Source organism: Labrenzia sp. 5N (assembly GCF_012395805.1).
GTDB lineage: Bacteria > Pseudomonadota > Alphaproteobacteria > Rhizobiales > Stappiaceae > Roseibium > Roseibium algicola.
In genome coordinates this window covers 365,779-389,635 of record NZ_JAAZTM010000016.1, presented here as the reverse complement: position 1 = coordinate 389,635, position 23,857 = coordinate 365,779, and the positions used below count along the sequence as shown (strand labels likewise).

The following is a 23,857-nucleotide window of genomic DNA, read 5'->3' as shown; positions in this document are numbered from 1 at the left end:
GGTCCACGTCCTAACCGGTGGTCAGGATCATTTCGGCAACCCTGCCCATGAAGGCCTCCAGAACCTGGCTCATGAAGGGCAGCGCAATCAGGATCGTCACGAAGATCGCGAGGATCTTGGGAACGAAAACCAGCGTCATTTCCTGGATCTGCGTCAGAGCCTGGAACAAGGCGATGACGACACCCACCAACAGACCGATGACCATGACCGGTCCGGCCACCAGGATCATGGTCCAAACGCCTTCACGGGCGAGATCGAGAACTTCACCAGCGGTCATAAAAGGCCCCCTTGCCGCATCGGATCAGATCGGCATCCGCATGATTTCCTCATAGGCGGAAATCACTCGATCGCGAACGGCGACCATCGTTTCCAGAGCAACTTCCGTTTCGGCGATCGCGGTGACAACGTCGACCACGTCAGCCTTGCCCTCGACAAGGCCGACAGCCTTGTCATCTGCGACACGGCCCTTGTCGACGACACCGCCGACAGCCTCTTCCACCAGTTTGGTAAAATCGAGACCGGCAGCTTCGGGAGCGCCCGCCTTGTCCTCGATCGCACGCGCCTGCTGCTGCAGCTTGGCGGCCATCTGGTAGGCATTATTTGCGATCGACGGAGTAGACATGACTAAGGCTCCCTTCCCGGATTAGGACTGCCGCTCAGGCGCGCAGGATATCGATGGTCCGCTGCAGCATCCGCCGCGTGGAATCGATGACGTTCAGATTGGCTTCATAGGATCGCTGCGCTTCGCGCATGTCCGTCGTTTCGATCAGCGTGTTGACGTTGGGCTGCAGCACGTAACCGTTGGCATCGGCCGCCGGGTGCCCGGGCATGTGCACCGAACGGAAGTCCGTATTGTCTTCCGCGATCTTGCCAAGCTCGACCATATCAGCGCCCATTTCCCTGTCGAAATGGCTCTTGAAGGTCGGGATCTTGCGCCGGTACGGCAGTTCTTCAGGCGTCTTGGCAGTGGAGTTCGCATTCGCGATGTTCTCCGCGATGATGCGCATGCGCCCGTTCTGAGCTCTCAACCCGCTTGCCGAGATGAACAGGGATTTGATCAGGTCCATTTTATCGGTCCTCTAGCTTGTGCTGCCTTGCCTCATACACTCTTGGAAAGCGCGGTCCGGATCAGACCGAGCCCCTTGGTGTAAAGCGTTGTCGCAGCCTGGTAATCCATCTGGTTCTCGGTGATGTGCATCATCTGCTCTTCCAGATTGACGCTGTTGCCGCTCGGCGTGACTTCGAAGGTGTCGTCTTCCTCGATCTTGGCCGAACCGGTATTTCCCAGCTTCCCGGGAATGTGCCCGGCCACCGTCGTCGTCGTCGCCAGGTTCAGTGACTGCCGCCCGATGTGATCCTTGAAGGTATATTCCTTCACGTCCCGCGCCATGTATCCGGGCGTATCCGCGTTGGCGATGTTCTGCGCCAGCACGCTCTGTCTCGTCTGGTGCCACTGCATCTTGGATTTCAACGCCTGGAACAGCGGCAGATCCGTTATGGCCATTCCGATTCACCATTCGTTAACCAACCCGGCAATGATTGCCGCTCAAATGGTTAATGAAAAGTTAACAGCCATTTACCTCTTCCGGCCCGAACCCTTCAAAAACCAGTGGAGGAGGCAACTTTCCTTTGCATTTCGCAAAAAGAGAGGCGCCGCCAACAGGCAAAATTTGCCTGCCTCTGTTAACTTTAAGTCCTAGAGAGATTCGAAGCAGATCAGCAAGCGGCTGAACCGGTACCGACGGGGCAAAACATTCCCGCCGCAACGGGGAAAAACAAAAAAGCCGAGAGGTTTGCGAGACAGGAGCCTGCACAGGCTCAACCGCCGGAATTACTGGGGATAAAGGCAAACCTCCCCAATTGAGGCAAAAAACCGGAGTAACCGGCACACGCGATCAAACCGCAAGCGGGGCGGCACGAGGGTAAGATGTATAACTGGATTGAGACCACATTCAACGTGAGCGGGGGCATCACGCAGGCTATTGCAGTCATCCTGGCTTTGGCCGTCGTGCTGCTGCTGTTCGGACTGTTTATTTTCATTCTGAAGCGCCTGATGGGAGCAAGTGCTCCACAAAGCCGCAACCGGCAGCCCCGGATTGCCATCATGGACAGCGCTTCTGTCGACGCTCGCCGCCGGCTGCTGCTCATTCGCCGGGACAACATCGAGCATCTCATCCTGGTCGGCGGCCCGAGCGACGTTGTGGTGGAACAGAATATCGTTCGCAACACCCCGCTGGCCCAGGCCCGGCCCGGACAGCCGTCTCCCTCGAACATGCCGATGCCGGTCAAGGCCGCAGTCGCCCCAGGACCGGAGATCCCGGCCCGGCCCGACGACTTCCTCGAAGAACAGGAAGTCGCAGCGCCCGCAGTCCAGGCACGTACGCCAGTTCCGTCTGCCGCACCTCTAGCGCAGCCGTCTCCACCGGCACCACAACAGGCTGCCCCGACACCGCAACCTGCCGCTCCGGTGGCACAGCCATCCGCACCGGCCTCACCTTCGTATCAGGCAGCAGCCACCCCGGTTGCCACGCCGGCCCCCCCCAGTGTGAGTTCGGCCGCACCGCAACGCAATTTTTCGGAACCCGCTCCCTCCCGGCTTACCGCCACGCGTGCGGCCGAGAGTGCTCCGGCAACCGTACAAGCCCCGACGCGCCCGGCCCAACAGGCAACGCCCCCCAAGACCACCCCCGACAAGCCGGAAAGCGGTGGAGGACTGGGCCGCGCGAGCGATCTGCTACGTGCGGCCACTCAGAACGGCTTCAACCGGGCCGCCACTAAACCAGCCGCTCCCGCGCCTGCTTCGCCGGAAGTTTCGCCTCCGCGAAGCACCGACGAAGGCAAGGTCGACATTGCTGCTGCCCTGGAAGCTGAGATACAGGCAAGTGAACCTGCAACAGCACCCGTAAAAGCGCCGGAAGTGCGTCCTGCCGTTCCGGCTCCCTCTGCGCCGCAGGAAAGCAAGACAACTTCCACATTGAAGTCCCTGGCACGCCCCTTCACGGCCCGTGATCGGCCTTCCTATGGCGGTACGATCTCCCCGCCCGCTTCCGGACCGGCGGCACGTGCCAAAACCGCTCTCTTGAAGCCGGTTGAGCAGGTTCTGCCGGAGCACAAGGTGGAGCCGGTGCTCGTTGCCGCAACCTTGACCGCAGCATCCACACCTCAACAAGCCCCTGCGCAGGAAGCTCCGGCGGAAGAAAGCATGCCGAAACCGGACCAGCCCGCCGACCTTGGCCAGGCGATGGCGGACACGGCGGACGAAAACGTCCAGATGGCCGATGCACAACACTCTTCAAGCGATGTTTCAGAGCCCGAAGTGACTGAAGCAATCGAACCTGCCGACGTCACGGCGGATGATGAAGCCCGGACAGCGGCTTCCTTGGAAGAGGAAGCTGCCACAACCGAAACACAGTTGGTTGCAGAAGCCGCCCCTTCCAGGGAACTTTCGCTGGATATCGGCGATCTCCTGGAAGACGTGCCGGAAGCGTCCACCCCGGCTCAGGACAAGCCCGAAGCGTCTTCCGCAGCGGAAATGCCAGCTGACGAGGCATCTGCCGACGAGGCTGAAGAGGCGCAGGAAGAAACCGCAAGCGCTACTGCAACGGTCGCGCCGTCTGCTGTGGCATCGGTAGCAGCCCCTGCCCCGGTAACCAGCGGCCCCGTGACGAGCTCTGCGCCACCGGTCAAGGCGCCTGTCAGGCCTTCCGCCGGTTTGGGCGACAGAAATCCCATCGAGGAAGAAATGGCGAAGATCCTCGACGAACTGGGTGGACAGTCAAACGGATGATGCGCTTGCAATCGCTCCTGCGGCCTGGCGGTCTGATCCGCCTGATGCTTTTGCTGACCGCATTGCTCGCGGTTCTGGCCGGACCGGCTGCTGCGCAGGAAATCTCGGTCGGTTTTGGCGATGACACCACCTTGACGGAACGCGCCGTCCAGATGGTTGTCCTTCTGACCATCCTGTCGCTGGCGCCTTCCATTCTCGTCATGGTGACCAGCTTCACCCGTATCGTGGTGGTGCTGTCGCTCTTGCGGTCTGCCATCGGCCTGCAGACGGCCCCGCCCAACATGGTGATGGTCAGCCTTGCACTGTTCCTGTCGGCCTTCATCATGATGCCTACCTTGCAGGCCTCCTATGATGCCGGCGTTCAACCGCTCATTGACGGGGACATAGAATTCGAGCAGGCCTTCGAGCGTGCCTCCGATCCGTTCCGGACGTTCATGCTGTCCCAGGTCCGCGAAAAGGACCTCGCCCTGTTCGAGGAACTCTCCGGCAGAGAAGAAGCACCGGAAGGCCCGGAAGACCTTTCCATGGCCACGCTCATTCCCGCTTTCATGATCTCCGAACTGCGGCGTGCTTTCGAAATCGGCTTCCTGCTCTACCTGCCGTTTCTCATCATCGATCTCGTGATTGCATCCGTCTTGATGTCCATGGGTATGATGATGTTGCCGCCGGTGGTAATCTCTCTTCCGTTCAAGCTGATCTTCTTCGTACTTGTCGATGGCTGGAATCTGGTGGCCGGCTCGCTGGTCAAGAGCTTCGGCGGCGGCTGAAGCACCCGGCCAAATCGTTAAAAGTAGAAGAAAATTAAGATAGGACTGTAATAGTTACAGCCGTGCGGGCCCGAACTGTGCCCCTTCGTTAATAGCGGCAGGACAGTGTTAAGAGAACAATTAGAACAGCTCGCCCGGATCAAAGAACCAGAGGCGAGATCAAAACTCATCCGCACGCTCGTCGGCGAATATGCGCGGTCGGAAGACCACGAGCCGACGGAGATGGAGCGGGAACTGTTTTCGCGAATTGTTCTCTCGGTTTTCGACCAGCTGGACCGCGCTGCGCGCTACGAACTTGTCGTACGCCTTGCAAAGACCGACCGCATCATCCCCGACCTTGCGGACCGGCTCGCCCAGGAAGATTACGAACTGTCGGAACCGGTGATCGAATGCTCGCCGATGATCAGCCAGAACAGTCTCATGCAGATCGCCAAAAACGGCGGCAACGACAAGCGCAAGTCAACGGCAAAGAGACCTGATCTTTCCGAAGAGATGACCGACACGATGATTGCGCGGGCCAGCCGGGATGTGGTCCACGAGCTCCTCCATAATATGGCAGCGCCCTTTTCCGTCCGCGGCACACTCGCACTGCTGATCTTTGCAAACACGGAAGCAGACGTGCTCGCCGGCATTGCAAGGCGTGCACTGGAAGACGAGGAATTTCTCCAAACCCAGATGGACATTCTGGAGACCAACTGTCCGCTGATCCCGCCTCCCCTCAAGAAGGCACTGGAAACCGGCGAACTGCAGCGCCTGGCGAAGACCATCGAAGAGCGACACGACGGCAGCATCGACCTCGATGGCATAACCTATTCGCGCCACGAAGCCAGCATCCAGATTGCCAACGGCGAGTTGTCCTTCGATGCAATTCTGCGAACTCTGTTCGAAGAAGGCCGCCTTGATGCGGCCATCTGGCTGATAAGCCGCAAGATCAACCTCGCCGACGAGGTTGTTTCCGACACGCTGAAATCCGATGCGGATGGTGCGATCATGCGCCTGATGCTGCAGACCGGCATCCACGAAAAGACCTATCGCGACTTCCTGAAAGCACGCTGCGCGTGGCTGGACCGAAGCACTCGGTCCATTCCCGAACTCGTCATGCGCTACAAGTCCGAACTCAAGAAACCGCATCAGAACCCTGGTCAGCCGCCGTCTCAGTCGCTTTTGAAGGCAGTCACCTGACACGAGTGCGTGGTCAGCCCGCCGCCCTCGACAATGTCACGATGCCAGAAGATTTCTTTCCAGAAATGTCAGCAGGTTCTCGTGATGCAGGTTTTCTGCAGCACTGGTCGGGATATGGTCCTGGCCTTCGTAGATATGAACCTCCGGCTTCCGGCCATGGGCAAGAAGCCGCGCTTCCAGACGCTTTGTCATGTCCACTGACCAGACCCGGTCGGCCGCCCCGTGGCTCAGGAAAACCGGTCCGTCATAGCGTTCTATTTCGATCTGTTTCGTAGGAAGAAGGTTTTCGGAAGACCCGCGCCAGGACCATGCCCGCTCACCGGGGTCCCATGGCTGCCAGCCTGGATCTCGAGCGTCGCGGTAAGCCTTGCTGTCGAACGCCCCGCACACAACGTCTGGCGGACTGTGCACTGCCACCGCGTCAGGCAGGCCGTCAAGACCCTCCTCCGCCATCAGGGCTGTCAGCAAAAGGGCATGTTCAGCCCCACGCGACACGCCGTAGAATGCCGCCTTTTCACCAACGGCCTCAAATGCACGCAGCGCCCGGAAGGCTTCCAGACTTCTGTCCAGTGACACGTTTTCAATGCTGCCGGCATTCCAGGCATTGCCCCCCTTCGAATAGCCGAAAGGAAAGGCCAGGTAACCATGTGCTGCCAGGAGAACCGCATTTCGATGGCTCCAGCCTGACCATGCCCCCTCTGAGCCATGAAACACCATGACGGCAGGAAAGGGTCCCTCGCCTGCAGGACCATAGGTCGTGCCCCATTCCGGGATAAGACGCCGGACGATTTTCAAGGACATGGAGGAGTTCCTTTTTCCGGTGTTCCAAAGCCATCGAACCGACACATCCACCGCTGCAAAGCGGAAAGATGGGGCCATGAGGCCGGATAATCAGGTTCTTTGTGAGAACGTGCGGCAGATCACGACACGTGTGGACGGGTGAACGACCGCAACTGAACAGGAGTTGGCACCGGTGCGCAAGTCCCTCTGCAACCGGACAACTTTCACACAGCGTCAGCTTCAGCCGGCATTTTCTTCCGTGACGGGTGCAGCGGCAGACTGATCCGGGCTGCGATCGGGAGACATGTACTGACGCCGGTATTCTTTCAGGAAGGTTTCCAGTGAATCGACATCGGCAAGCCTGTTGGCGACTTCAAGGAACTCGACGCCCTGCGCCTCGATCGGCCGGGTCACGACCTCAAAGGACATTGCCTCGGGGCTGTCGGACATCTTGGACATGTACTTTGTCTGCAGGCGTTCCAGGCTGAGTTGGTCGCCCGCCAGCGAATAGGCGATGGCCGCCCGCAGGATGTCGCGGCGTTCAAGATCGTCGAGCGGAATGTTGTCGGACCAGCGCGAGCCATGCATCGCTTCGAGCTGCTCACCTGCATCCCGCCAGCTTTCGGCTGCCCAGAATGTATCTGCTCGCAACCGATCGACATCCGAGCCGCGCATGTTGCGAACCAGTTCCAGCGCAAGATCCGGGCGCCCGCTTTCGGTCAGGGCGCGGGCTTCAACGATGTTGCGCTGACGCTCCAGGGTCGACGGAAGGCTCGCCTGCCGTGTCCGGTTGAGCACCCGCAGTGCTTCTTCAGCCTTGCGATCCATCAGGTAGATCGCCGCAAGATCCGCTGCAATCTGTGCCCGCGCTGCACCTTTCAAGCGATTGTCAACCTGATGGCGCAGCAACTCGGTTGCCTGGTCCAGCAAGTCGACTTCAACCAGTCTCTTCGCCAGAAGGCGGACCATCTCGTCTCCCTGACGACCGATCGGCACAAGTTCGCGGAAATCATAAAAGAGTGCCAGCGCCTTCACCGGCTGCATCTCGTCCGCCTTGCCGTCCAGGAACAACGCGTTGAAGAGGCCGTTCATCTCTTCCTGCAGCAGCCGCGTGGTATCCGCATCGGGTTCAGCCTGAACGGCCGATTTCATGGCTTCGAACGCTTCGCGGTACTGGCCCTGCTCGGCATAGAGCTGTGCCAGGAACCTCAACGTCTTCAATTCGATTTCATCACCACGCCAGGACGTTGCCAGCCCGGCAAGCTGATCGATGGCCTGCTCCATGTTGAGTTCGCCATCCCGGTAACGGATCCGGAGCGCGCGGTATTCCGCTTCGGCCGCCCGCGGCCGGTCGTCGGACCTGGTCACGAGATCGAACACGGTCAAGGCTTCCTGCGACCGGCCGGATGCATCTGCAACGCGGCCACGCAGGATGTCGTAACGGGCAGCCTGCGTCCGGGTCACTTCGGCGGGCTCGATCTCGGCCAGAACGCTGTTGGCAATACCGAAATCATTGACCTCGACCATGGCCTGTGCGGCGGCGAGCTTGAATTCTGTCTGGATGGCTTCCGGGTAGTTGCCGACCACGGCACGCCCGCGCGGCATGGCAATACGGGCGGACGTCCAGTTACCCAGTTTCACATCGACAATCGTCTGCCAGACAGCAGCATCGGGGCTGTTCTTCAGGTCTGGTCGGTTCAGATGCGCATAGGCCGCGTCGGGCCGGTTGGCCAGGGTCTGGGCCGCCCCCATCATCAGATTAAAGGAACTGTCTTCGGCAAGTGCCGGTTCTTCTTCCAGCGCAAGCTTCATCAGCCCCAGCGCTTCCTGCGCAAACTGATGTGCCAGATAGAACCGCGACAAAGCCATCAAGGGCTTGCGGCGCTTGCCTGTCGGCGACTTCGCCAGCTTGTCCTGCAGCTCCAGCAGGCGTGTGCGGTAAGCCCCCGGACCTTCGGTGCTCAGGGAAACGAACTCGATGAAATTGCTGTCTTCCGGATCGACGATTGTCTGGCTCGATCCGGATCCGCCTCGCAGATGCTGGCTGGAAAGCGCAAGACCGCCTTCCTTTTCGATGATCACGTCATCTCCAAGGATCTTCATCTTCAAGCCGTCAGACTTCGGCACGACGGCAATGCCCTGCGCGGAACTCAGGGCGTCCAGATCGACAAATGTCTGAGGCTTCAACAGACCGCGTGGCGGACCGAAGCCGGTGACAAGAGATATCGTGTCGCCAACGAACGGATCGGTAATCTGACGGATGTTCTGCGGATCCTGATAGAGCACACGCAGCACGGAGCCGCCATCGCCTCGCACAGTCCGTTCCAGCTGCAGCGGAATGGAGGGTTCCAGGATCAGGTCGCCGATAACGAGCGACCAGGCATTGCCGTCAACACCCACCGTCGCCAGTACAGGATCGGTCATGTCCATCCGCAGGATCTGGTAATCGTCGAACTGCTGAACCTCGATCGTTTCCGCCGTTTCAGCCAGTGCCGAGACCATCCCCCTGGTGTCGATCGTGGCATCGGTATCGAAGATCAGCCAGATGCTGTCATTGCGCCGGAACACCGCGCTGGAAACCGGTTCGGAGAACGGAAACACAACGCGGACCGTGTTCCCGATGCGCCGGGCCTCAGCAGAAACGAAATTGCGCACTTCCTCAGCGAAGTTTTCCGGCGGCTGCTCCGGTGAGGGACGCCCCTGGTTCAAATCCTGGCCGCCGTTGGCGCGCCAGGTCTCCGGTGCTGATTGCTGCGTGCCGGGAAGCTGGATCCCGGCTGGAACGTCGCCGCTACCAAGCGTCGGCGCGTTCAGGATCTGCACTGGCGTTGCGCCATACGGCGCATTCGGCTGGCTACCCCGGTTGATTGTGTCGACCTGCTGCAGTGTCGGAATGCCGTTGTTTTCGGGCGCTGCTTCCTGTTGCTGGTCGCCGATCTGCTGCGTGGACAAGTCCAGCATCGGCGCTTCCCGGACGATTTCCTCATCCTCCGGCAGCACTTCGTTCAGCGGCAAAGCACCGGGCTCAGCCTGGGCAACGGTTACCAGACCAGCGTTGGACGGGGCAACGGCGTCGTTCCCGCTGGTTACTTCGGCCGCGGGAATGGCCGCTGTCGTCAGCAATTCAGCTGCGCCATCAGCCGAAATCGGCAGGACAGCGGCAGCAAGCTCTGGTGCAGGAAGCGTTTCGACCGCCAAGGCGGTCGGAGTGACGTCAACACCAGCGGCAGCGATCTCGGTTCCGCTACCTGGCCCTGGCAGCGCTTCTTCCCCAACCAACGGTTTGATGCGCGGGACCATGGCAAGCTGAGTTTCGGCCGGAGCGTTCGCACGTCCGGCTTCCGGATCGGGCTCGGCCGACAGTGCGGCGGACTGATCAGAGTTTTCAACGGCTGACGGCTGTGGTGCTTGCGGCGCCTCGGCTCCCTCATCCGTCTTGCCGCCTCCCAGCGGAACAATCGTATAGGCCGGCGATTCATCGGCCTTGGACTCCTTCAGGACCCCGCCTCCGCTCGCAGTGCTGCCGCCGGACGTCGGATTCCCGCGCGGGTTCTTGACCTCACGCGTGTCGCGCAGGCCCGGCGCGGTAATCATGTCCTTGCGGTTTTCGTTGTCCTCGACGGACAGTTCCTTGTTGATCAGCGCATTTGCCGGATCATTCACTTCCATGTTTTCCGGCGTCACGTCGATAACGTAGGTCTGTTCCTCCCGGAACGCCCGAATGTCGACCGAAGGCTCGACGCGCATAAGGAACTTCAGCTTGCCCTGATCCAGGAAGGAAGTCGCGTCGATCACCCCTTGGGGCAGATGCGCGCGCAGGTGGGCAATGTCCAGCTGTGCCGGATGGTTGAACGTCACCTTGATGATGTCGTTTTCGCGCACGAAAGCGGTGTCGAACTTGATAGACCAGTCAAACACCAGACGGGTGAATGTCGGATGCTCACCCACATGCAGCGTCACCTCCGGCCCTTCCTGAGCCTTGAGTCGCGCCTGTTCGAGGGCGCGAACCTTGCGCATCGCCTCTTCGGCACGCTTTGCAAGATCACGCACGACATCGTCGGGAAGTCCTGGCGGCAAGCCCTGCCAGTCCATCGGCAGGATATCGACAAACAGCTTTTCGCCGGCTTCCAGAGTATTGATCTGGAACTGGTTCTTCAGTGCAAAGCGGATGGCACTTCCGTCCGGATCTCGCCGGGCAATGGTCACGTAGTCGCCCAGGTCCAGCGGAACATCGTCAACGTTGATGTCGATCGGATCTTCAAATGAAATCCGCAGGACCCCGCCTGTGATGACCGCATCATAGATCGGAAGCAGTGTGCGGTCCTTGAACGTCAGGACAATACGGCCATAACCCTCCCCCGGAGAAACGGTCAGATCAACCGGTTCCAGATTGTCGGATTGGGCCAGGGCGGCACCCGTGACGCAGGCCAGAACAAGCCAGAAGGAAACCAGCAGGCGCGCGAAAGTTCGCACCCTGTCCGAAAACGCGGGAGTTCCGCCGGTCTGGGATGTCAGGAACGGTCCTGGCAAGATGTTCTGTCCTCGGATGACGCCAACACACTATTGTTAGTCAGGTCTTGTTAACGTGCCCTTACGCGATACGCCGAAATCCGGTCTTTCCGGTCAGTTTGACGGAATTTTCGGCAAGGCCTCCGGCGCTTGCGCCTGTGCCTGCACCGGTTTTGTGTCCGCTGAGGGTAACGGAGAGGCGTTCGCGATTGCCACTGTCATGCGCTCGGCCGCTTCGGGATCCATTTTCCCGAGGATATCTGCCATCTTTCGAGGTTTCATCTGGCGCACCACCTTCAAAAGGACCGGCAGACTCAAGCGGTCGAAGATCCGGGCGGCATCTTTCGGCTTCATGCTTTCGTACATGGTCACGAGGCCGGCAATTTCGCTTTCTTCCTGCTCCTGCTTCTGTCCGACAGCTGCCTCGATGCGCTCTTCGAGCTTCTTCAGTTCGTCAACGCGCTTTTGAATGCGCTCTTCGGTGGCCTGCAAAAGCTTTTCACGCAGGTCCAGCTGGCCTTCATGCTCCTGCAGCGACTCGCGCCGTCTGCCAAGACTTTCCAGAACGGCGCGCTCCGCGGCCGAACCACCGATTTCAAGACTGTCCGGAAGCACCGGCTGATCGGGCAACCCGCCCCCCGGCGGCGGCGGTGGCGGCGGACCATCCGCGGCCATTTCAGCCGTTGGATCAGCCATGTCACCGCCGTCAGCCCCCGGCGTTTCCTGTGCAACTGCGCCATTGATGGGCAGGTTGCCGCTTTGCGGGCCCAGCGCGAAGCCAAGCAGCTTCAGGGCCAGCAGAGCGCTTGCCGAAACACCCAACAAAGGCAGCAGTCTCAAGTTCATGCAGCAGCACCGTTCCGTTTACGGAATTGTTCCAGCCGCGCAGTTGCTTCCGCCGCAGCACTGCGAATGTCGGAAGCCCGGCTGCTCCTGCGGCGCTCCGGCTCCACGGCCGGAGCTGCCTGGCCATAGCCTGCAGCCTGTTGCGCGTATTGTTGCGGTTCCGGTTGCGGCTGAGCCGCATAAGGATCGCTCCTCGTCACCGCCTCGCGCTGCGGCGCAGCCGAACGGGCCGCCTCCGCAATCTGCGAAATCCGTGTGAATACTATCTCACCTTCGCCGACTTGTTCGGCAAGAGTGTGAGACATGGTTTCCGCTTGCTTAAGACGGCTGCCAAGTGTCTTGTCAGCCTCCGCCGCGGTCGTCTTCAGACCGAGGATGGCACGCTCGGCAATTTCCGTGGCCGTCATGAGCTCCGAAATGGTCGCACGCAGCACCTCTTCGTCGGCCCGCAAGCGCTGCAGACGGCGGTTCAGCGTGAAGCAGTAGCCGATGGTAATCACCAGAAGAACCGCGACCAGTCCTTCAATGATCATTCCGAGTGGCAAAGTGCTCATTGGTCCCCCATTTCGCTTTGCATGGCGCGCTCGAAGGCGGCCAGCGTCATTTTTGGCTTGCGCAAATTCTTTGCGACACGGATGGCAATGGAATCCTCCACCTTGCCGAGCGTTCCCTCGGTCAGTGGAATGTTGCCGCATTTGATCATCACCGGATCGGTCGGTTCCTTGTCGAAGACAAGCGTCTGGCCGACATCGAGACTGAGCACTCGTCCGAGCGGCAGATAGGTCTCGTAAAGAACCGCATCGACCTCGACTTCCGCGGCATGAATTTCGGTCGCCAAATGGCCTTCCCAGATCGGATCCCGGCCGAATTTTTCCCCCATGAACATCTGCAGAAGCAGATCGCGGATCGGCTCCAGCGTTGCATAGGGCATCATGATTTCGACGGACCCGCCCCGGTCTTCCATGTCGATTCTGAGCTCGACGAGAATGGCGGCGTTTGCGGGCCGGGAAATCGCGGCAAAGCGCGGGTTCGTCTCAAGACGTTCCAGGTTGAAATGGACCGGAGAAAGCGGCGCGAAGGCGTGCTCGGCATCCTGAAGGATCAGCGCCACCATCTGCTGGACCAGACCGGTCTCGATCGTGGTGTATGGCCGGCCCTCGACGCGCACGGCCGATGTCCCCCGACCTCCACCAAGAAGCACGTCGATAATCGAATAGATCAGGCTGGATTCAACGGTGATCAGACCAAACCCGTCCCATTCCTCGGCCTTGAAGACACCGAGAATGGCCGGCAGCGGGATGGAATTCAGGTAGTCGCCGAAACGAACCGAGCTGATGGAATCGAGCGACACTTCCACGTTGTCGGACGTGAAGTTGCGCAAGGACGTGGTCGTCAGACGCACGAGACGGTCGAACACGATTTCGAGCATCGGCAGACGCTCGTAGGATACCATTGCCGAGTTGATCAGCGCGCGGATGCCGCTCTGGTCACCAGCAATCGTGTCCTCGATGTTGAAGCCGAGGAGGTTGTCGATTTCTTCCTGGTTCAGGACACGGTCAGCACCGCGCGTGGCATTTTCAAGGTCCGGTTCGCTGTCGTCGATCATGGCTGCCCATTGGGCCGCCATGTCGTCGGAACTGCCGGCGCCCTGCTCCTCTAGAGCAGCACCCCACGCCGCGGCGAGATCTTCGTCGTCGTCGCTGCCGGCACCCTGCTCTGCAAGAGCGGCGCCCCAGGCATCGGCCATGTCCTCTTCGGACAGGTCGTCATCGTCGTCGATATCAGCCATTCACAAAGTCACTGGACAAGGATTTCCTTGAACAGCACCCCTTCAACTTTCGCCGGATAAACCGACAGATTGATCCGTCTGAGCAATTCTTCCTTCAGGCGGAACAAACCGGCAGACCCTTCCAGGTCCGCAGGGCGAAGCTCGCGCAGATAGATCTGAAACGCATCCAGGATGCGCGGCAGATACGGCTGGATCTGATCGATCATCGCACGGTTCTCGACTTCCAGGGCAATCCTGACCTTCAGATAGGTCGTGCGCCCTTCCGTCGCCAAATTCACCGTCATTTCCGGAAGGTCATAGAAGACCACCGGTTTTTGCACTTCCTGCGGCGCTTCCGTCTCTCCGGGAACCGGTGCCGGTGCACTCGATCCCATCAGGAAATAATAGGCCGCCCCACCCGCGGCGAGCAGAACCACAAGACCGATGCCGCCAAACAGGATAAGCTTCTTCTTGCGGCCACCGCCACCAGCTTCAGCTCCATCCTCGCCGTCTTCTCCGGCTGCGGCGTTTTCGTCTGTCATTCCGCACTCCGATCTGCAGGCGCTCGCGCGCGCTTAATTATTACTAAAGAGTTAATGGTTAACGAATGGTTACCGAGCCATTAACGCGAGTCACCGGGCAAAAATTGCCAAGTGGTTAACTTCTGCCGGAATCTCTTGCCGCGTGCACCCGCCCCTTTTGATTTTTACCCAGATTTCCCAAGGATTTAAAAACTGGCACGCCTCGTGCATTAACCTTAACGAGCCAGCGGATCTGGGGAGATCGGCCGGCTTACTCGGGGAGCACGAAGGGAACCGTTCACTATGGAGAACGCTCAACTAGTTGCCTTATCAAGGCAATCGATCCTGCGGAACCATCTGGATGTGATCGCCAACAACATGGCGAACATCAATACGTCCGGGTTCAAGTCGCAGAATCTGCATTTTTCGGAATACGTCATGCCGGTGGCAGACGGCTCGGCTTTTGAGCCGCAGGACCGTGCCATTTCCTACGTCGACATGTTTACGACACGGACCGACTTCACGCACGGCCCGATCAAGATGACGGGTAACGAATTCGACCTGTCCCTCAACAGTGATGGTTTTTTCGCGGTCCAGATGCCGGACGGTACCGAAGCCTATACGCGCAGCGGCGCGTTCAGGCTCGACTCGACCGGCCAGCTGATCTCGGCGGACGGCAGCCCTGTCATGACCGACCAGGGTCCGATCTCCTTCAACGAACAGGATGGCCGCGTCGAGATTGCCCAGGACGGCACGATCTCCACCCGACTTGGCATTCGCGGCCGCATCAAGGTCGTCGACTTCGAAGACGTTCGGACGATGGAGAAGATCGGCAACACGATGTTCAAGGCTGATAACCCGATACCGGCCCAGGAAGTCCGCATGGTGCAGGGCGCCGTCGAAGGCTCCAACGTCTACGGCATCACTGAAGTCACGCGCCTCATCGAAGTGACGCGCGCTTACGACTCCACTTCCAAGATCGTGAAAGACCTGGATGAGTTGCGCCGGCAGGCGATCTCCACTCTCGGCAAGATTCAGGCCTAAGCGCCTTTAAGGGATCACTACCATGAAAGCACTTCATATCGCCGCAACTGGCATGAAGGCCCAGGAACTGAACGTCGAAGTCATTTCGAACAACGTCGCCAACATGCGCACGACAGGCTTCAAGAAGCAGCGGGCCGACTTTCAGGACCTGCTCTACCAGAACTTGCGTCGTATGGGCACGGAAACATCGGATTCCGGCACCATCGTCCCGACCGGTATCCAGATCGGTTCCGGCGTAAAGATCGCAGCCACCGGCCGCATCATGTCCCAGGGCTCTCTCGAGCAGACCGGCAAGGAACTGGATCTGGCCATCCGCGGTGAAGGCTTCTTCCAGATCGACATGCCGGACGGAACCACGGCCTATACCCGTGACGGTTCCTTCGAGCGCGATGCCAACGGGCAGCTGGTGACCATCGACGGCTATTCCGTCAATCCGGGCATCACCATTCCGCAAACGGTCAAGGACGTCACGATTTCCAACACCGGTGTCGTTCAGGGTGTCGACCAGGGCGGCAATACTGTTCAGCTCGGCCAGATCCAGCTTGCCCGTTTCGTCAACAAGGCTGGTCTCGAAGCCATTGGCGACAACCTCTACCTGGAAACAGACGCCAGCGGCGCACCCGATACCAGCAATCCGGGCGACGAGAGCTACGGCACGGTGCAGCAGTATTTTCTTGAAATGGCCAACGTGGATGCAGTCACGGAAATCGCCGACCTGATTTCCGCACAGCGCGCCTATGAGATGAACTCACAGATCATCCAGGCAGCCGACGAGATGTATTCCACCACCACGAACCTCCGCTAAGACCGAGGCTTGAGACGATGAAGAGACATCTGCTGAAAGTCGGGTTGCTGCTGGCGGGCTTGCTTTCCCTGCCTGCCCTGGCGGACGAAAAACCCGTGCTCCGGTCGCAGGTCATGACCCTGTCGGACATCGTGACGGTAGGCGACTTCTATTCCAATGCCGGGCTGCTGGCATCCAAGCCGCTGTTCCGTTCACCGGATATGGGAACCTCCGGCAATGTGCCCGCGGATGTCGTTGCCGAACGCGCTCGCGCAGCCGGCCTCGAGACGGCAGGCACCGATGGCCTGCGAACCGTCGTCGTCTTTCGCGGGGCAACAAGGCTGAACCGGGACCAGCTTGCCGGCCTTGCCCGCAAGGCTCTGGCAGACCGCAATGCCGGCATTGATCCCGAGCGCCTGGATATCCGCTTGCTGCAAGCGCCCGATCAGGTTCTCGCCGATCCCAAGGTACACGATCCGATCCGCATCGACAGGGTAGAATGGTCCCAGTCGAACGGCCGCTTCACCATCCACGCAGCCGTCGCGGTCGAGTTCGGAACCGAGCCTCTGACCCTGACCGGCGTTGCGACGGAGATGGTCGATGTGCTGGTTCTGGTGCAGCCCGTGCGCCGGGGCGACATTGTTCGTGAAGAAGACCTGAACATCATTCGCGAAGCCCGCACCAAGGTACCGGCAGGTGCCCTCACCGAAATGGAAGACATTGTCGGCAAGCAAGCCCGCACCACCTTGCGTGCGAATTCGCCCCTGTCGCGCAATGACGTCCAGCGCCCGATCCTGATCGAACGCGGTGAGAAGATCACCGTCACCTATGTCATGCCGGGCATGAAGCTGACTTCACGGGCCCAGGCCATGGATACCGGCGCCAAGGGCGACGTGATCGACGTCATGAACCTGCAGTCGCGGCGCATCGTGCCGGCGACGATTACCTCCCGCGGCCAAGTACGCGTTCACGCCGCCAATCCGATTGTTGCAAGCTTGAACAGCGAGAAAAATTAAATGCTGAGCACCTTTCCCAGACACCTGCTGGCAAGCATCGCCCTTTCCGCCCTCGCCGCGGGGTGCGGCACTGCTGACAAACTCGCAAATGTTGGCCAGCAGCCAGCCCTGAACGCCATTCAGGATCCGACCACCACTCCGGGTTACCGGCCCGTGCAGATGCCCATGCCGGAACCGCAGCAGGCCCACTACAATCCGAATTCGCTGTGGCAGTCCGGCAGCCGCGCCTTCTTCAAGGACCAGCGCGCCAGCCAGGTTGGCGATATCCTGACGGTCGTCGTCACCATCGACGACCAGGCCGAGATCGACAACAAGACCGAGCGGAGCCGGTCTGAGTCCAGCGGTGCCGATGTTGGTGGTGCACTCGGAACGGCAATCGACACCATCTTCCTGCCGGCAAGTTCTGCCGCCAGCGACCTTGCCAACGTCAACAGCAACTCCAGCTTCTCGGGCGACGGCAGCGTTGACCGCAACGAAGTCCTGCAGACCACCGTCGCCGCCGTGGTGACCCAGGTTCTGCCGAACGGCAACATGGTGATCGAAGGCCGTCAGGAAGTTCGTGTGAACTTTGAAGTCCGCGAGCTGATCGTCGCCGGCATCGTCAGACCTGAAGACATTACGTCGGATAACCGCATCGCCAGCGAGCAGATCGCCGAAGCACGGATCGGATATGGTGGCCGCGGCCAGATTACCGATGTCCAGCAGCCACGGGTCGGCAACCAGGTGCTGGATATCCTGCTCCCCTTCTGATCCCAAACCTTTCACAGTCCCCCGGCCGAATCCGGCGACGCGTTCTAGAAGCGCCGCCGGCCCGGCTGATGACGGGCACGATGTCTCGCTCCCCGAGCATCGTGCCCGTTCTCATTTCCAGGCCGGAAAAGACCGTTTAGGGTGTGGCCCGTTACCTGATTTGTCGCTCATTCCGGAAGACCCCACCGCGTGACCACCACCCTCATCGTTCTCGCCCACCCTGCTCAGACTTCCTTCAACGCTGCCTGGGCGCGCGCAACCGAAGCCGCGTGCCGAGCTGAAGGCGATGAGGTGATTTGGTCAGACCTCTACCAGCTTGGCTTTGATCCGGCGGAGCGCGCAGCGCACTATGCAGAGGAGATCGTCACTGAACCTTACGACGTTCTGAAAACACAGGAAGCGGCTTCGAAAACCGGAAACCTTCCGTCGGTCATTACGGAAGAAGTCGAGAAGCTTCGCCAGGCAGACCGGATCGTGTTTCATTTTCCGGTCTGGTGGTTCGCCCCACCTGCCATCCTGAAGGGCTGGTGCGAGCGCGTTCTGGCCAACGGCGGCCTGCACGACACTTCCAAACGTTTCGATACCGGCCATTTCAGGAACAAGCCCGTTCTCTTCTGTGCCACGACCGGATCCAAGGCGAGCGAAAGTGCCCACAACGGCAAGGAAGGCGACATTCAGATGCTGCTTTGGCCGCTCGCCTACACACTGCGCTATCTGGGTTTCGATGTTCTGGTTCCCAGGATCGTCCACGGTGTTCACGGTTATCACAAGGGGGCGGCACGGGAAGACCTGGAAACGCGACTTCAAAACGAGATCGAAGGCCATCGGGAGACGATCGCAAGGTTCGCAACGCTGCCGAAGATCAGCTTCAATGCCGACAGCGAATTCGACCGCGCCGGCACCCTTAGCCCGGGCGCGCCATCTCACAGCTACTTCATCCGGCACGACCCCTGATTTTGCGGCAACCGGAAAAGACGAGACCGGATTTGTCCGCCTCCACTCCTCTTTTTCCTCTATCTGCCGGATGACGCTACCGCTTTTTCGGATAGAATGCCGGTAATCTTATATTGGCCCAGCGGGGATTCGATGCGCCTCCTTTCTGCTTTCGTCTTTGGTTTTGTTCTTCTGTCCGCACCTTCTGCCTGGAGTGCAAGCTGCGGCAATGGCCCGGGAGGTTTCGAAGCCTGGAAACAGTCGTTCATTGCAAATTCCCAAAGCTACGGCCTTAAGAAAAGGGTCGTTGAAACGTCCCTCAAGAACGTGAAATACAACAAGAAGGTGGTCTCGCTCGACCGGAACCAGAAATCCTTCAAGCTCAGCTTCAACCAGTTCTACGCCAAGCGGGTCAACAACGCGATGATCCGACGGGGCAAGCAGCTCGGCAAGACCTACGCCCGCATCTTCCGTGGGATCGAAAAGAAATACGGTGTTCCAGCACCTGTACTGCTGGCGATCTGGGGGCTTGAAACCAACTACGGCAGCTTCTCCGGCAACATGCCGGTCCTGCAATCCCTTGCCACGCTGGCCTATGATTGCCGCCGGTCCGATTTCTTCACCGCCGAACTGGTCGCCGCGCTCAAGATCGTGCAGGGCCGTGACATGCAGCCGGCCGAAATGAAGGGTGCCTGGGCCGGCGAACTCGGCCAGACCCAGTTTCTCGCCACCAGCTATGTCCGTTATGCGGTCGATTATGACCGCGACGGCCGCAAGGACCTGATCCGCTCGATCCCCGATGTGTTGGCTTCCACCGCAAATTATCTTGCGCAGAAAGGCTGGCGCCGCGGCCAGGGCTGGGGCCCGGGCACTGCCAATTACAACGTTCTCAAGCAATGGAACAAGGCCAGTGTCTACGTGGAAACGATCTCGGTCATGGCTGGCCAGATCAGCGAGTAGACCCCGCTCGACGGCCCATAAACCTGCTTGACAAAACTGACGATCCGGGCAGCAATTTGCGTCATACGGTTGTAATCCTTGCGGACCAAAACCGTGTGCCGCGGAAACATGCCGCCCGGCTGGCACCGGCAGCTGTCGGTCCGGCTCGTGCTGTTCCGCAAGGCTGAACGACACCAATCGCCGAGCGACCGAACAGGAGCCATTCCATGTCCAGTATCAAAGACTTTTCGATTTCACGGCGCACCCTTTTGATGGGCGCGGCGGCAACTGGCTTCACGGCAGCTCTGCACCCCTATTCCGTTCTGGCCAAGGAAGGTACGGCTCACCTTCGCCTGATGGAGACCACGGACCTCCATGTCCATGTCTTCCCTTACGACTATTACAGCGACAAACCTGTCGACACCGCCGGTCTCGCCCGGACAGCCACACTGATCCGCGATATCCGGAACGAGGCGACAAACTCGGTTCTGGTCGACAATGGCGACTTTCTGCAAGGCAACCCGATGGGGGACTATGTCGCCTATGAACGCGGCATGAGCGAAGGCGACCTGCACCCAGTCATCAAGGGCATGAACGTTCTCGAATTCGATGCGGCAACACTCGGCAACCACGAATTCAACTACGGTCTGGACTTCATGATGAAGGTGCTGGCCGGTGCCAATTTCCCCGTTGTCTGCGCCAATCTTGTCAAGGGCAGTACGCTGGCCGGCAACCCGCGAGACGACGCCCTTTTCCTGAAGCCCTATGTGATCGTTGAAAAACAGGTCACCGACGGTGCCGGCAAGTCCTATCCGATCAAGATCGGCTTCATCGGCTTCGTACCACCGCAGATCATGAACTGGGACCGCCGCCACCTGGAAGGCAACGCCAATGCGCGTGACATTATCGAAACCGCCAAGGCCTTCGTTCCGGAAATGCGCGAACAGGGCTGCGACCTTGTAATCGCCCTCTCCCACTCGGGGATTGACGCCAACGACTATTCCGAAGGCATGGAAAACGCCTCCCTGCACCTTGCCGGTGTGGACGGGATCGACGCCGTCTTTACCGGTCACCAGCATCTGGTCTTCCCCGGTCCCCAGTATGAGGGACTGCCGGGTATCGACAGCGAGAAAGGCACGTTGTTCGGCAAGCCTGCCGCGATGGGTGGTTTCTGGGGCTCGCATCTGGGCGTTATCGACCTGATGATCGAACGCGACGGCAACGGCTGGCGTGTCGCCAATTTCATGACCGAAGCACGCCCGATCTACGAAAAAGAAGGTCGAACCGTGACACCTCTGGTGGAGAGCCAGCAGGATGTACTCGATGCGGTGAAGGAAGATCACGAGGCAACCCTTGCCTATGTCCGCCGCCCCGTCGGCAAGACGTCGGCTCCCTTGCATTCCTATTTCGCCCTCGTGGCCGACGACCCGAGCGTCCAGATCGTTTCAAAGGCGCAGATCTGGTACATCGAACAGATGCTGAAGGGTACGGAATGGGAAGGCCTGCCGGTTCTTTCCGCAGCAGCGCCTTTCAAGGCCGGCGGTCGTGGCGGTCCGGACTACTACACCGACGTTCCGGTCGGCGATGTCGCCATCAAGAACGTGGCCGATCTCTACCTGTATCCGAACACCATTCGCGCGGTCGCCATCAAGGGCAGCACGGTGAAGGAATGGCTGGAACGTTCAGCCGGAATTTTCCAGGAAGTCGAGCCGGGCAAGGCCGACCAGACACTGATCAACCCGGAGTTTCCAAGCTATAATTTCGATGTGATCGACGGTGTCACCTACCAGATAGACCTGAGCCAGCCATCGAAATACGACGCGAAAGGCGAAGTCCTAAATCCGGACGCCAGCCGTATCGTGAACCTGGAGTTCAACGGCGCACCGCTTGACCCTGAAGCAACCTTCGTGGTCGCGACCAACAATTACCGTGCAGGTGGCGGCGGCAATTTCCCCGGCATCAGCGACGACGTTGTCGTTTTCATCGGCCCGGACACCAATCGCGACGTCCTGGTGCGCTACATTGTCGAACAGGGCACCATCAACCCGTCGGCAGATGCCAACTGGTCGTTCAAACCGATGCCGGATACCAGCGTCCTGTTCGAAACCGGCCCGGGTGGCACGGAACACGCCGCCTCCGTGGAAGGGGTCAAGATTGAACCGGCAGGTGACGGCGCAGACGGCTTTGCCCGTTACAGGATCACGCTTTGAACGTCAGCACCTATTAACAAGCCCCGTTAGCCAAAATAGCGCCACAAAGAAATACAACCTGAAAGAGTTGTTTTTGTTCATTGTGGATTTTAGGGGCTGAAAATGCGCTATTTTTCTCTCGTTATGCTCGCCAGCATCCACCTGCTGGCGAGTGGCATAGACGCAAACGCTTGTATTACCTTCGCTCAAATGGACTTGAGTGACGTCAAATTTGCCGATGTTGTCGTTGTTGGAAAAATCCGAAACTACAAAATCGTTGAAGACCCCAAAGTCAGAGAAATCCAGAAAAAGCGCTGTGAAAACAAAAATACCGCGGACGACAGATACTGCAAAATGCGGAGCTTTCTTTCTGACTACGCCCAGTTTCAGATCGAAGTGGACACCGTGCTCAAAGGCGAGCCTGATGAGTCAGTTTCCGTGACGTGGGACAATTCGACCTTTGGTGAGCCGATCAGCCTGGGCGAAGAAAACGAGCGTTTTCTGATTGCGCTGAGAGCTGCGAATTCAAACATGCCGCCGTTGCGCGGACCAAGCGCCTTTATCTCCGCGAATCCGAGTCCGGAATTGCTGACGGTCTTGCAGGCGCCTTGCTCCTCCCCATTTATTTTCAAATTCCCCGGCGAAACAGCCTCCAAGGTCAAGGATATTCTGGACGGCAAAGATCCTGGCGACGCCGGAAGTACGAACCCAAAAAGCGGCCTCTATTGACGTTGACAGCATAAAAAAACCTTCCCACGAGGGGAAGGTCTTGAAAGTCGTTACGGATCTGCCGTCTGTGCGGCAAACCGGCCGTTTTCTGGAAATCAGTCGTCGCGATACACTTTTTCCCGACGCTCGTGGGCTTCCTGAGCCTCGATCGACAAAGTCGCGATCGGGCGCGCCTCGAGGCGCCGAAGAGAGATCGGCTCGCCGGTCTCTTCGCAATAGCCATAGCTTCCGTCTGTAATGCGTTCCAAGGCATCATCGATCTTCGAGATCAGTTTCCGCTGACGGTCCCTGGCGCGAAGTTCAATGGACCGATCCGTTTCGGACGACGCACGGTCGGCAAAGTCAGGATGGTTCTGGCTTTCCTCCTGAAGATTGGCGAGGGTTTCCTTGCTTTCCTTCAGGATCTCTTCTTTCCACACAAGCAGCTTGTTCCGAAAGTACTCGCGCTGCCTGTCATTCATGAACGGCTCGTCTTCCGAGGGTCGATATTCAGACTCAATTTCAACCGTCATCGATAGCTCCGGATTACCGTTATGCCGGGCGCAATATATAGGCGGTTCCGCCAGCGGACAACGGTTCATTTGCTAAAAATGGCGTCAAGGAAAGTTTATACCTTTCAAGACGTTGCGTAAATTTTGAACACTAAGCCGACAAATTTTATCGATTTGTGTGCACGCTCAATCCTGGAATCGGCCGAGCTTTGCAAGCTCGACTTTGACCCGCAATTCGATCTCCTCGAGCACCGAATCAACCTCAGGATCACCACTCGACTGGCGTTTGGAAACCTGCCTGGCGAGCAGCTCCAGCCGGTCCTCCGACACGTGTCCGGCAAGCAGATCCGCCCGCACCGACTCCAGTGTGTCCAGCAGATTGTGCCCGTGCTTGGTGGCGCGGGATCGGCGCTCTGCGCGGTCGTCAACCTCCTGCAGGGCCAGCAAGGCATCCATGCCCTGAATGGACGCACCGCCCGCGGTCTGGGAAGACTGTGAAACCTCGCCCCCAAGATCCGGTGCGAACTGGTCGCCGTTTGAAGAAACGCTCTTCTTGGCGCCTCGTCCCTGAACGCCGGAAATGGGTTTATTGCCTGTAATACGCATGATCGATCTTCCAGTCGGACTGACGGCAATTCTGGCGCATGGAGTGGCTCTGCCCGTCAGATTCTGCCGAGAAGGGTAAATGAGTCCTTGGGGGTGAGGCAATATTTGCCGACCAACAGGTACATTTCTTTAACCTCAAGCGACAGTTTTGCGTGGATATGCTCGTGATCATACCAGCAAAGAGCCCGGATTTCCGCCACTTTTATGGAAAGAACC

General features: G+C 59.2%; 23 protein-coding genes. 11 read left to right on the top strand and 12 right to left on the bottom strand.

Annotation, left to right across the window (positions count from 1 at the left end; all coding sequences use genetic code 11):
• Nucleotides 1-10 precede the first annotated feature (10 nt).
• Genes fliQ through flgB form a run of 4 tightly spaced genes read right to left on the bottom strand, consistent with a single transcriptional unit; the run spans nt 11 to nt 1,504 of the window.
• Nucleotides 11-277 (bottom strand): flagellar biosynthesis protein FliQ, encoded by a 267-nt coding sequence (gene fliQ / locus HEP89_RS17650; RefSeq protein ID WP_023000725.1) that lies wholly within the window; start codon nt 275-277, stop codon nt 11-13.
• Nucleotides 278-301: 24 nt separating this feature from the next.
• On the bottom strand, nt 302-622 hold the full coding sequence (locus tag HEP89_RS17645; protein ID WP_031269190.1) for a flagellar hook-basal body complex protein FliE: 321 nt from the start codon (nt 620-622) through the stop codon (nt 302-304).
• A gap of 34 nt (nt 623-656) precedes the next feature.
• Nucleotides 657-1,067 carry a flagellar basal body rod protein FlgC gene (gene flgC / locus HEP89_RS17640; RefSeq protein WP_023000723.1) on the bottom strand — a complete coding sequence of 137 codons (411 nt, stop codon included), beginning with the start codon at nt 1,065-1,067 and terminating at the stop codon, nt 657-659.
• 32 nt (nt 1,068-1,099) lie between these two features.
• Nucleotides 1,100-1,504 carry a flagellar basal body rod protein FlgB gene (gene flgB, locus HEP89_RS17635; RefSeq protein WP_023000722.1) on the bottom strand — a complete coding sequence of 135 codons (405 nt, stop codon included), beginning with the start codon at nt 1,502-1,504 and terminating at the stop codon, nt 1,100-1,102.
• A gap of 423 nt (nt 1,505-1,927) precedes the next feature.
• Here flgB and HEP89_RS17630 point away from each other — a divergent pair, with 423 nt between their 5' ends.
• The 3 genes from HEP89_RS17630 (at nt 1,928) to HEP89_RS17620 (ending at nt 5,736) form a co-directional block, all read left to right on the top strand.
• Nucleotides 1,928-3,787, top strand: a complete 1,860-nt coding sequence (locus HEP89_RS17630) for a flagellar biosynthetic protein FliO (RefSeq protein ID WP_168692620.1) — start codon at nt 1,928-1,930, stop codon at nt 3,785-3,787.
• Between the two features lie 44 nt (nt 3,788-3,831).
• Nucleotides 3,832-4,554 (top strand): flagellar type III secretion system pore protein FliP, encoded by a 723-nt coding sequence (gene fliP / locus HEP89_RS17625; protein ID WP_055656672.1) that lies wholly within the window; start codon nt 3,832-3,834, stop codon nt 4,552-4,554.
• A gap of 105 nt (nt 4,555-4,659) precedes the next feature.
• Nucleotides 4,660-5,736 (top strand): DUF2336 domain-containing protein, encoded by a 1,077-nt coding sequence (locus HEP89_RS17620; protein WP_168692619.1) that lies wholly within the window; start codon nt 4,660-4,662, stop codon nt 5,734-5,736.
• Nucleotides 5,737-5,772: 36 nt separating this feature from the next.
• Here the strand turns inward: HEP89_RS17620 and HEP89_RS17615 are convergent, their stop codons facing one another.
• From HEP89_RS17615 to HEP89_RS17590, 6 genes are all read right to left on the bottom strand, one after another.
• Nucleotides 5,773-6,537 (bottom strand): alpha/beta hydrolase, encoded by a 765-nt coding sequence (locus tag HEP89_RS17615; protein ID WP_168692618.1) that lies wholly within the window; start codon nt 6,535-6,537, stop codon nt 5,773-5,775.
• 219 nt (nt 6,538-6,756) lie between these two features.
• Nucleotides 6,757-11,046, bottom strand: coding sequence for a tetratricopeptide repeat protein (locus tag HEP89_RS17610; protein WP_209014745.1), 4,290 nt, complete (start codon nt 11,044-11,046; stop codon nt 6,757-6,759).
• A gap of 93 nt (nt 11,047-11,139) precedes the next feature.
• Entirely contained in the window at nt 11,140-11,871 is a 732-nt protein-coding gene (locus HEP89_RS17605; RefSeq protein ID WP_077292447.1) for a hypothetical protein, read from the bottom strand.
• A complete protein-coding gene (locus HEP89_RS17600) occupies nt 11,868-12,425 on the bottom strand; it encodes a DUF6468 domain-containing protein (RefSeq protein ID WP_031269186.1) in 558 nt (185 codons plus the stop codon). The genes HEP89_RS17605 and HEP89_RS17600 overlap by 4 nt, the downstream gene beginning before the upstream one ends.
• A complete protein-coding gene (gene fliM / locus HEP89_RS17595; protein WP_228148138.1) occupies nt 12,422-13,618 on the bottom strand; it encodes a flagellar motor switch protein FliM in 1,197 nt (398 codons plus the stop codon). The genes HEP89_RS17600 and fliM overlap by 4 nt, the downstream gene beginning before the upstream one ends.
• A 50-nt stretch (nt 13,619-13,668) precedes the next feature.
• The gene (locus tag HEP89_RS17590; RefSeq protein ID WP_023000711.1) at nt 13,669-14,181 is read right to left on the bottom strand and encodes a flagellar basal body-associated FliL family protein; all 513 of its coding nucleotides are present in this window, start codon (nt 14,179-14,181) and stop codon (nt 13,669-13,671) included.
• Nucleotides 14,182-14,463: 282 nt separating this feature from the next.
• Between HEP89_RS17590 and flgF the strand changes: the two genes are divergently transcribed.
• The 8 genes from flgF to HEP89_RS17550 all read left to right on the top strand — a co-directional run bounded on the left by flgF (nt 14,464) and on the right by HEP89_RS17550 (nt 22,544).
• Nucleotides 14,464-15,204: a flagellar basal-body rod protein FlgF gene (gene flgF / locus HEP89_RS17585; protein ID WP_168684381.1), complete on the top strand. Its 741-nt coding sequence runs from the start codon at nt 14,464-14,466 to the stop codon at nt 15,202-15,204.
• A gap of 22 nt (nt 15,205-15,226) precedes the next feature.
• A complete protein-coding gene (gene flgG, locus HEP89_RS17580) occupies nt 15,227-16,009 on the top strand; it encodes a flagellar basal-body rod protein FlgG (protein ID WP_023000709.1) in 783 nt (260 codons plus the stop codon).
• Between the two features lie 17 nt (nt 16,010-16,026).
• The gene (flgA, locus tag HEP89_RS17575; protein WP_062488270.1) at nt 16,027-17,004 is read left to right on the top strand and encodes a flagellar basal body P-ring formation chaperone FlgA; all 978 of its coding nucleotides are present in this window, start codon (nt 16,027-16,029) and stop codon (nt 17,002-17,004) included.
• Nucleotides 17,005-17,754 (top strand): flagellar basal body L-ring protein FlgH, encoded by a 750-nt coding sequence (flgH, locus tag HEP89_RS17570; RefSeq protein ID WP_023000707.1) that lies wholly within the window; start codon nt 17,005-17,007, stop codon nt 17,752-17,754. It abuts the gene before it with no gap.
• A gap of 189 nt (nt 17,755-17,943) precedes the next feature.
• Nucleotides 17,944-18,708, top strand: coding sequence for an NAD(P)H-dependent oxidoreductase (locus HEP89_RS17565; RefSeq protein ID WP_168692617.1), 765 nt, complete (start codon nt 17,944-17,946; stop codon nt 18,706-18,708).
• A 132-nt stretch (nt 18,709-18,840) separates the two neighbouring features.
• Nucleotides 18,841-19,647: a lytic murein transglycosylase gene (locus tag HEP89_RS17560; protein WP_168692616.1), complete on the top strand. Its 807-nt coding sequence runs from the start codon at nt 18,841-18,843 to the stop codon at nt 19,645-19,647.
• 206 nt (nt 19,648-19,853) lie between these two features.
• Nucleotides 19,854-21,836 carry a bifunctional 2',3'-cyclic-nucleotide 2'-phosphodiesterase/3'-nucleotidase gene (locus HEP89_RS17555; RefSeq protein WP_209014744.1) on the top strand — a complete coding sequence of 661 codons (1,983 nt, stop codon included), beginning with the start codon at nt 19,854-19,856 and terminating at the stop codon, nt 21,834-21,836.
• Nucleotides 21,837-21,938: 102 nt separating this feature from the next.
• Nucleotides 21,939-22,544 carry a hypothetical protein gene (locus tag HEP89_RS17550; protein WP_168692615.1) on the top strand — a complete coding sequence of 202 codons (606 nt, stop codon included), beginning with the start codon at nt 21,939-21,941 and terminating at the stop codon, nt 22,542-22,544.
• Nucleotides 22,545-22,639: 95 nt separating this feature from the next.
• Here the strand turns inward: HEP89_RS17550 and dksA are convergent, their stop codons facing one another.
• Nucleotides 22,640-23,056 (bottom strand): RNA polymerase-binding protein DksA, encoded by a 417-nt coding sequence (gene dksA / locus HEP89_RS17545; protein WP_006932683.1) that lies wholly within the window; start codon nt 23,054-23,056, stop codon nt 22,640-22,642.
• A gap of 165 nt (nt 23,057-23,221) precedes the next feature.
• The gene (locus HEP89_RS17540; RefSeq protein ID WP_023000703.1) at nt 23,222-23,641 is read right to left on the bottom strand and encodes a flagellar assembly protein FliX; all 420 of its coding nucleotides are present in this window, start codon (nt 23,639-23,641) and stop codon (nt 23,222-23,224) included.
• Nucleotides 23,642-23,857: the final 216 nt, after the last annotated feature.

Bases quoted from the DNA above. Each gene is read 5' to 3' on its own strand.
- fliQ (WP_023000725.1), bottom strand. From the start codon at position 277: ATGACCGCTGGTGAAGTTCTCGATCTCGCCCGTGAAGGCGTTTGGACC.
- HEP89_RS17645 (WP_031269190.1), bottom strand. From the start codon at position 622: ATGTCTACTCCGTCGATCGCAAATAATGCCTACCAGATGGCCGCCAAG.
- flgC (WP_023000723.1), bottom strand. From the start codon at position 1,067: ATGGACCTGATCAAATCCCTGTTCATCTCGGCAAGCGGGTTGAGAGCT.
- flgB (WP_023000722.1), bottom strand. From the start codon at position 1,504: ATGGCCATAACGGATCTGCCGCTGTTCCAGGCGTTGAAATCCAAGATG.
- HEP89_RS17630 (WP_168692620.1), top strand. From the start codon at position 1,928: ATGTATAACTGGATTGAGACCACATTCAACGTGAGCGGGGGCATCACG.
- fliP (WP_055656672.1), top strand. From the start codon at position 3,832: ATGCTTTTGCTGACCGCATTGCTCGCGGTTCTGGCCGGACCGGCTGCT.
- HEP89_RS17615 (WP_168692618.1), bottom strand. From the start codon at position 6,537: ATGTCCTTGAAAATCGTCCGGCGTCTTATCCCGGAATGGGGCACGACC.
- HEP89_RS17605 (WP_077292447.1), bottom strand. From the start codon at position 11,871: ATGAACTTGAGACTGCTGCCTTTGTTGGGTGTTTCGGCAAGCGCTCTG.
- HEP89_RS17600 (WP_031269186.1), bottom strand. From the start codon at position 12,425: ATGAGCACTTTGCCACTCGGAATGATCATTGAAGGACTGGTCGCGGTT.
- fliM (WP_228148138.1), bottom strand. From the start codon at position 13,618: ATGGCCGATGCCTGGGGCGCCGCTCTTGCAGAGCAGGGTGCCGGCAGC.
- HEP89_RS17590 (WP_023000711.1), bottom strand. From the start codon at position 14,181: ATGACAGACGAAAACGCCGCAGCCGGAGAAGACGGCGAGGATGGAGCT.
- flgF (WP_168684381.1), top strand. From the start codon at position 14,464: ATGGAGAACGCTCAACTAGTTGCCTTATCAAGGCAATCGATCCTGCGG.
- flgG (WP_023000709.1), top strand. From the start codon at position 15,227: ATGAAAGCACTTCATATCGCCGCAACTGGCATGAAGGCCCAGGAACTG.
- flgA (WP_062488270.1), top strand. From the start codon at position 16,027: ATGAAGAGACATCTGCTGAAAGTCGGGTTGCTGCTGGCGGGCTTGCTT.
- flgH (WP_023000707.1), top strand. From the start codon at position 17,005: ATGCTGAGCACCTTTCCCAGACACCTGCTGGCAAGCATCGCCCTTTCC.
- HEP89_RS17560 (WP_168692616.1), top strand. From the start codon at position 18,841: ATGCGCCTCCTTTCTGCTTTCGTCTTTGGTTTTGTTCTTCTGTCCGCA.
- HEP89_RS17555 (WP_209014744.1), top strand. From the start codon at position 19,854: ATGTCCAGTATCAAAGACTTTTCGATTTCACGGCGCACCCTTTTGATG.
- HEP89_RS17550 (WP_168692615.1), top strand. From the start codon at position 21,939: ATGCGCTATTTTTCTCTCGTTATGCTCGCCAGCATCCACCTGCTGGCG.
- dksA (WP_006932683.1), bottom strand. From the start codon at position 23,056: ATGACGGTTGAAATTGAGTCTGAATATCGACCCTCGGAAGACGAGCCG.
- HEP89_RS17540 (WP_023000703.1), bottom strand. From the start codon at position 23,641: ATGCGTATTACAGGCAATAAACCCATTTCCGGCGTTCAGGGACGAGGC.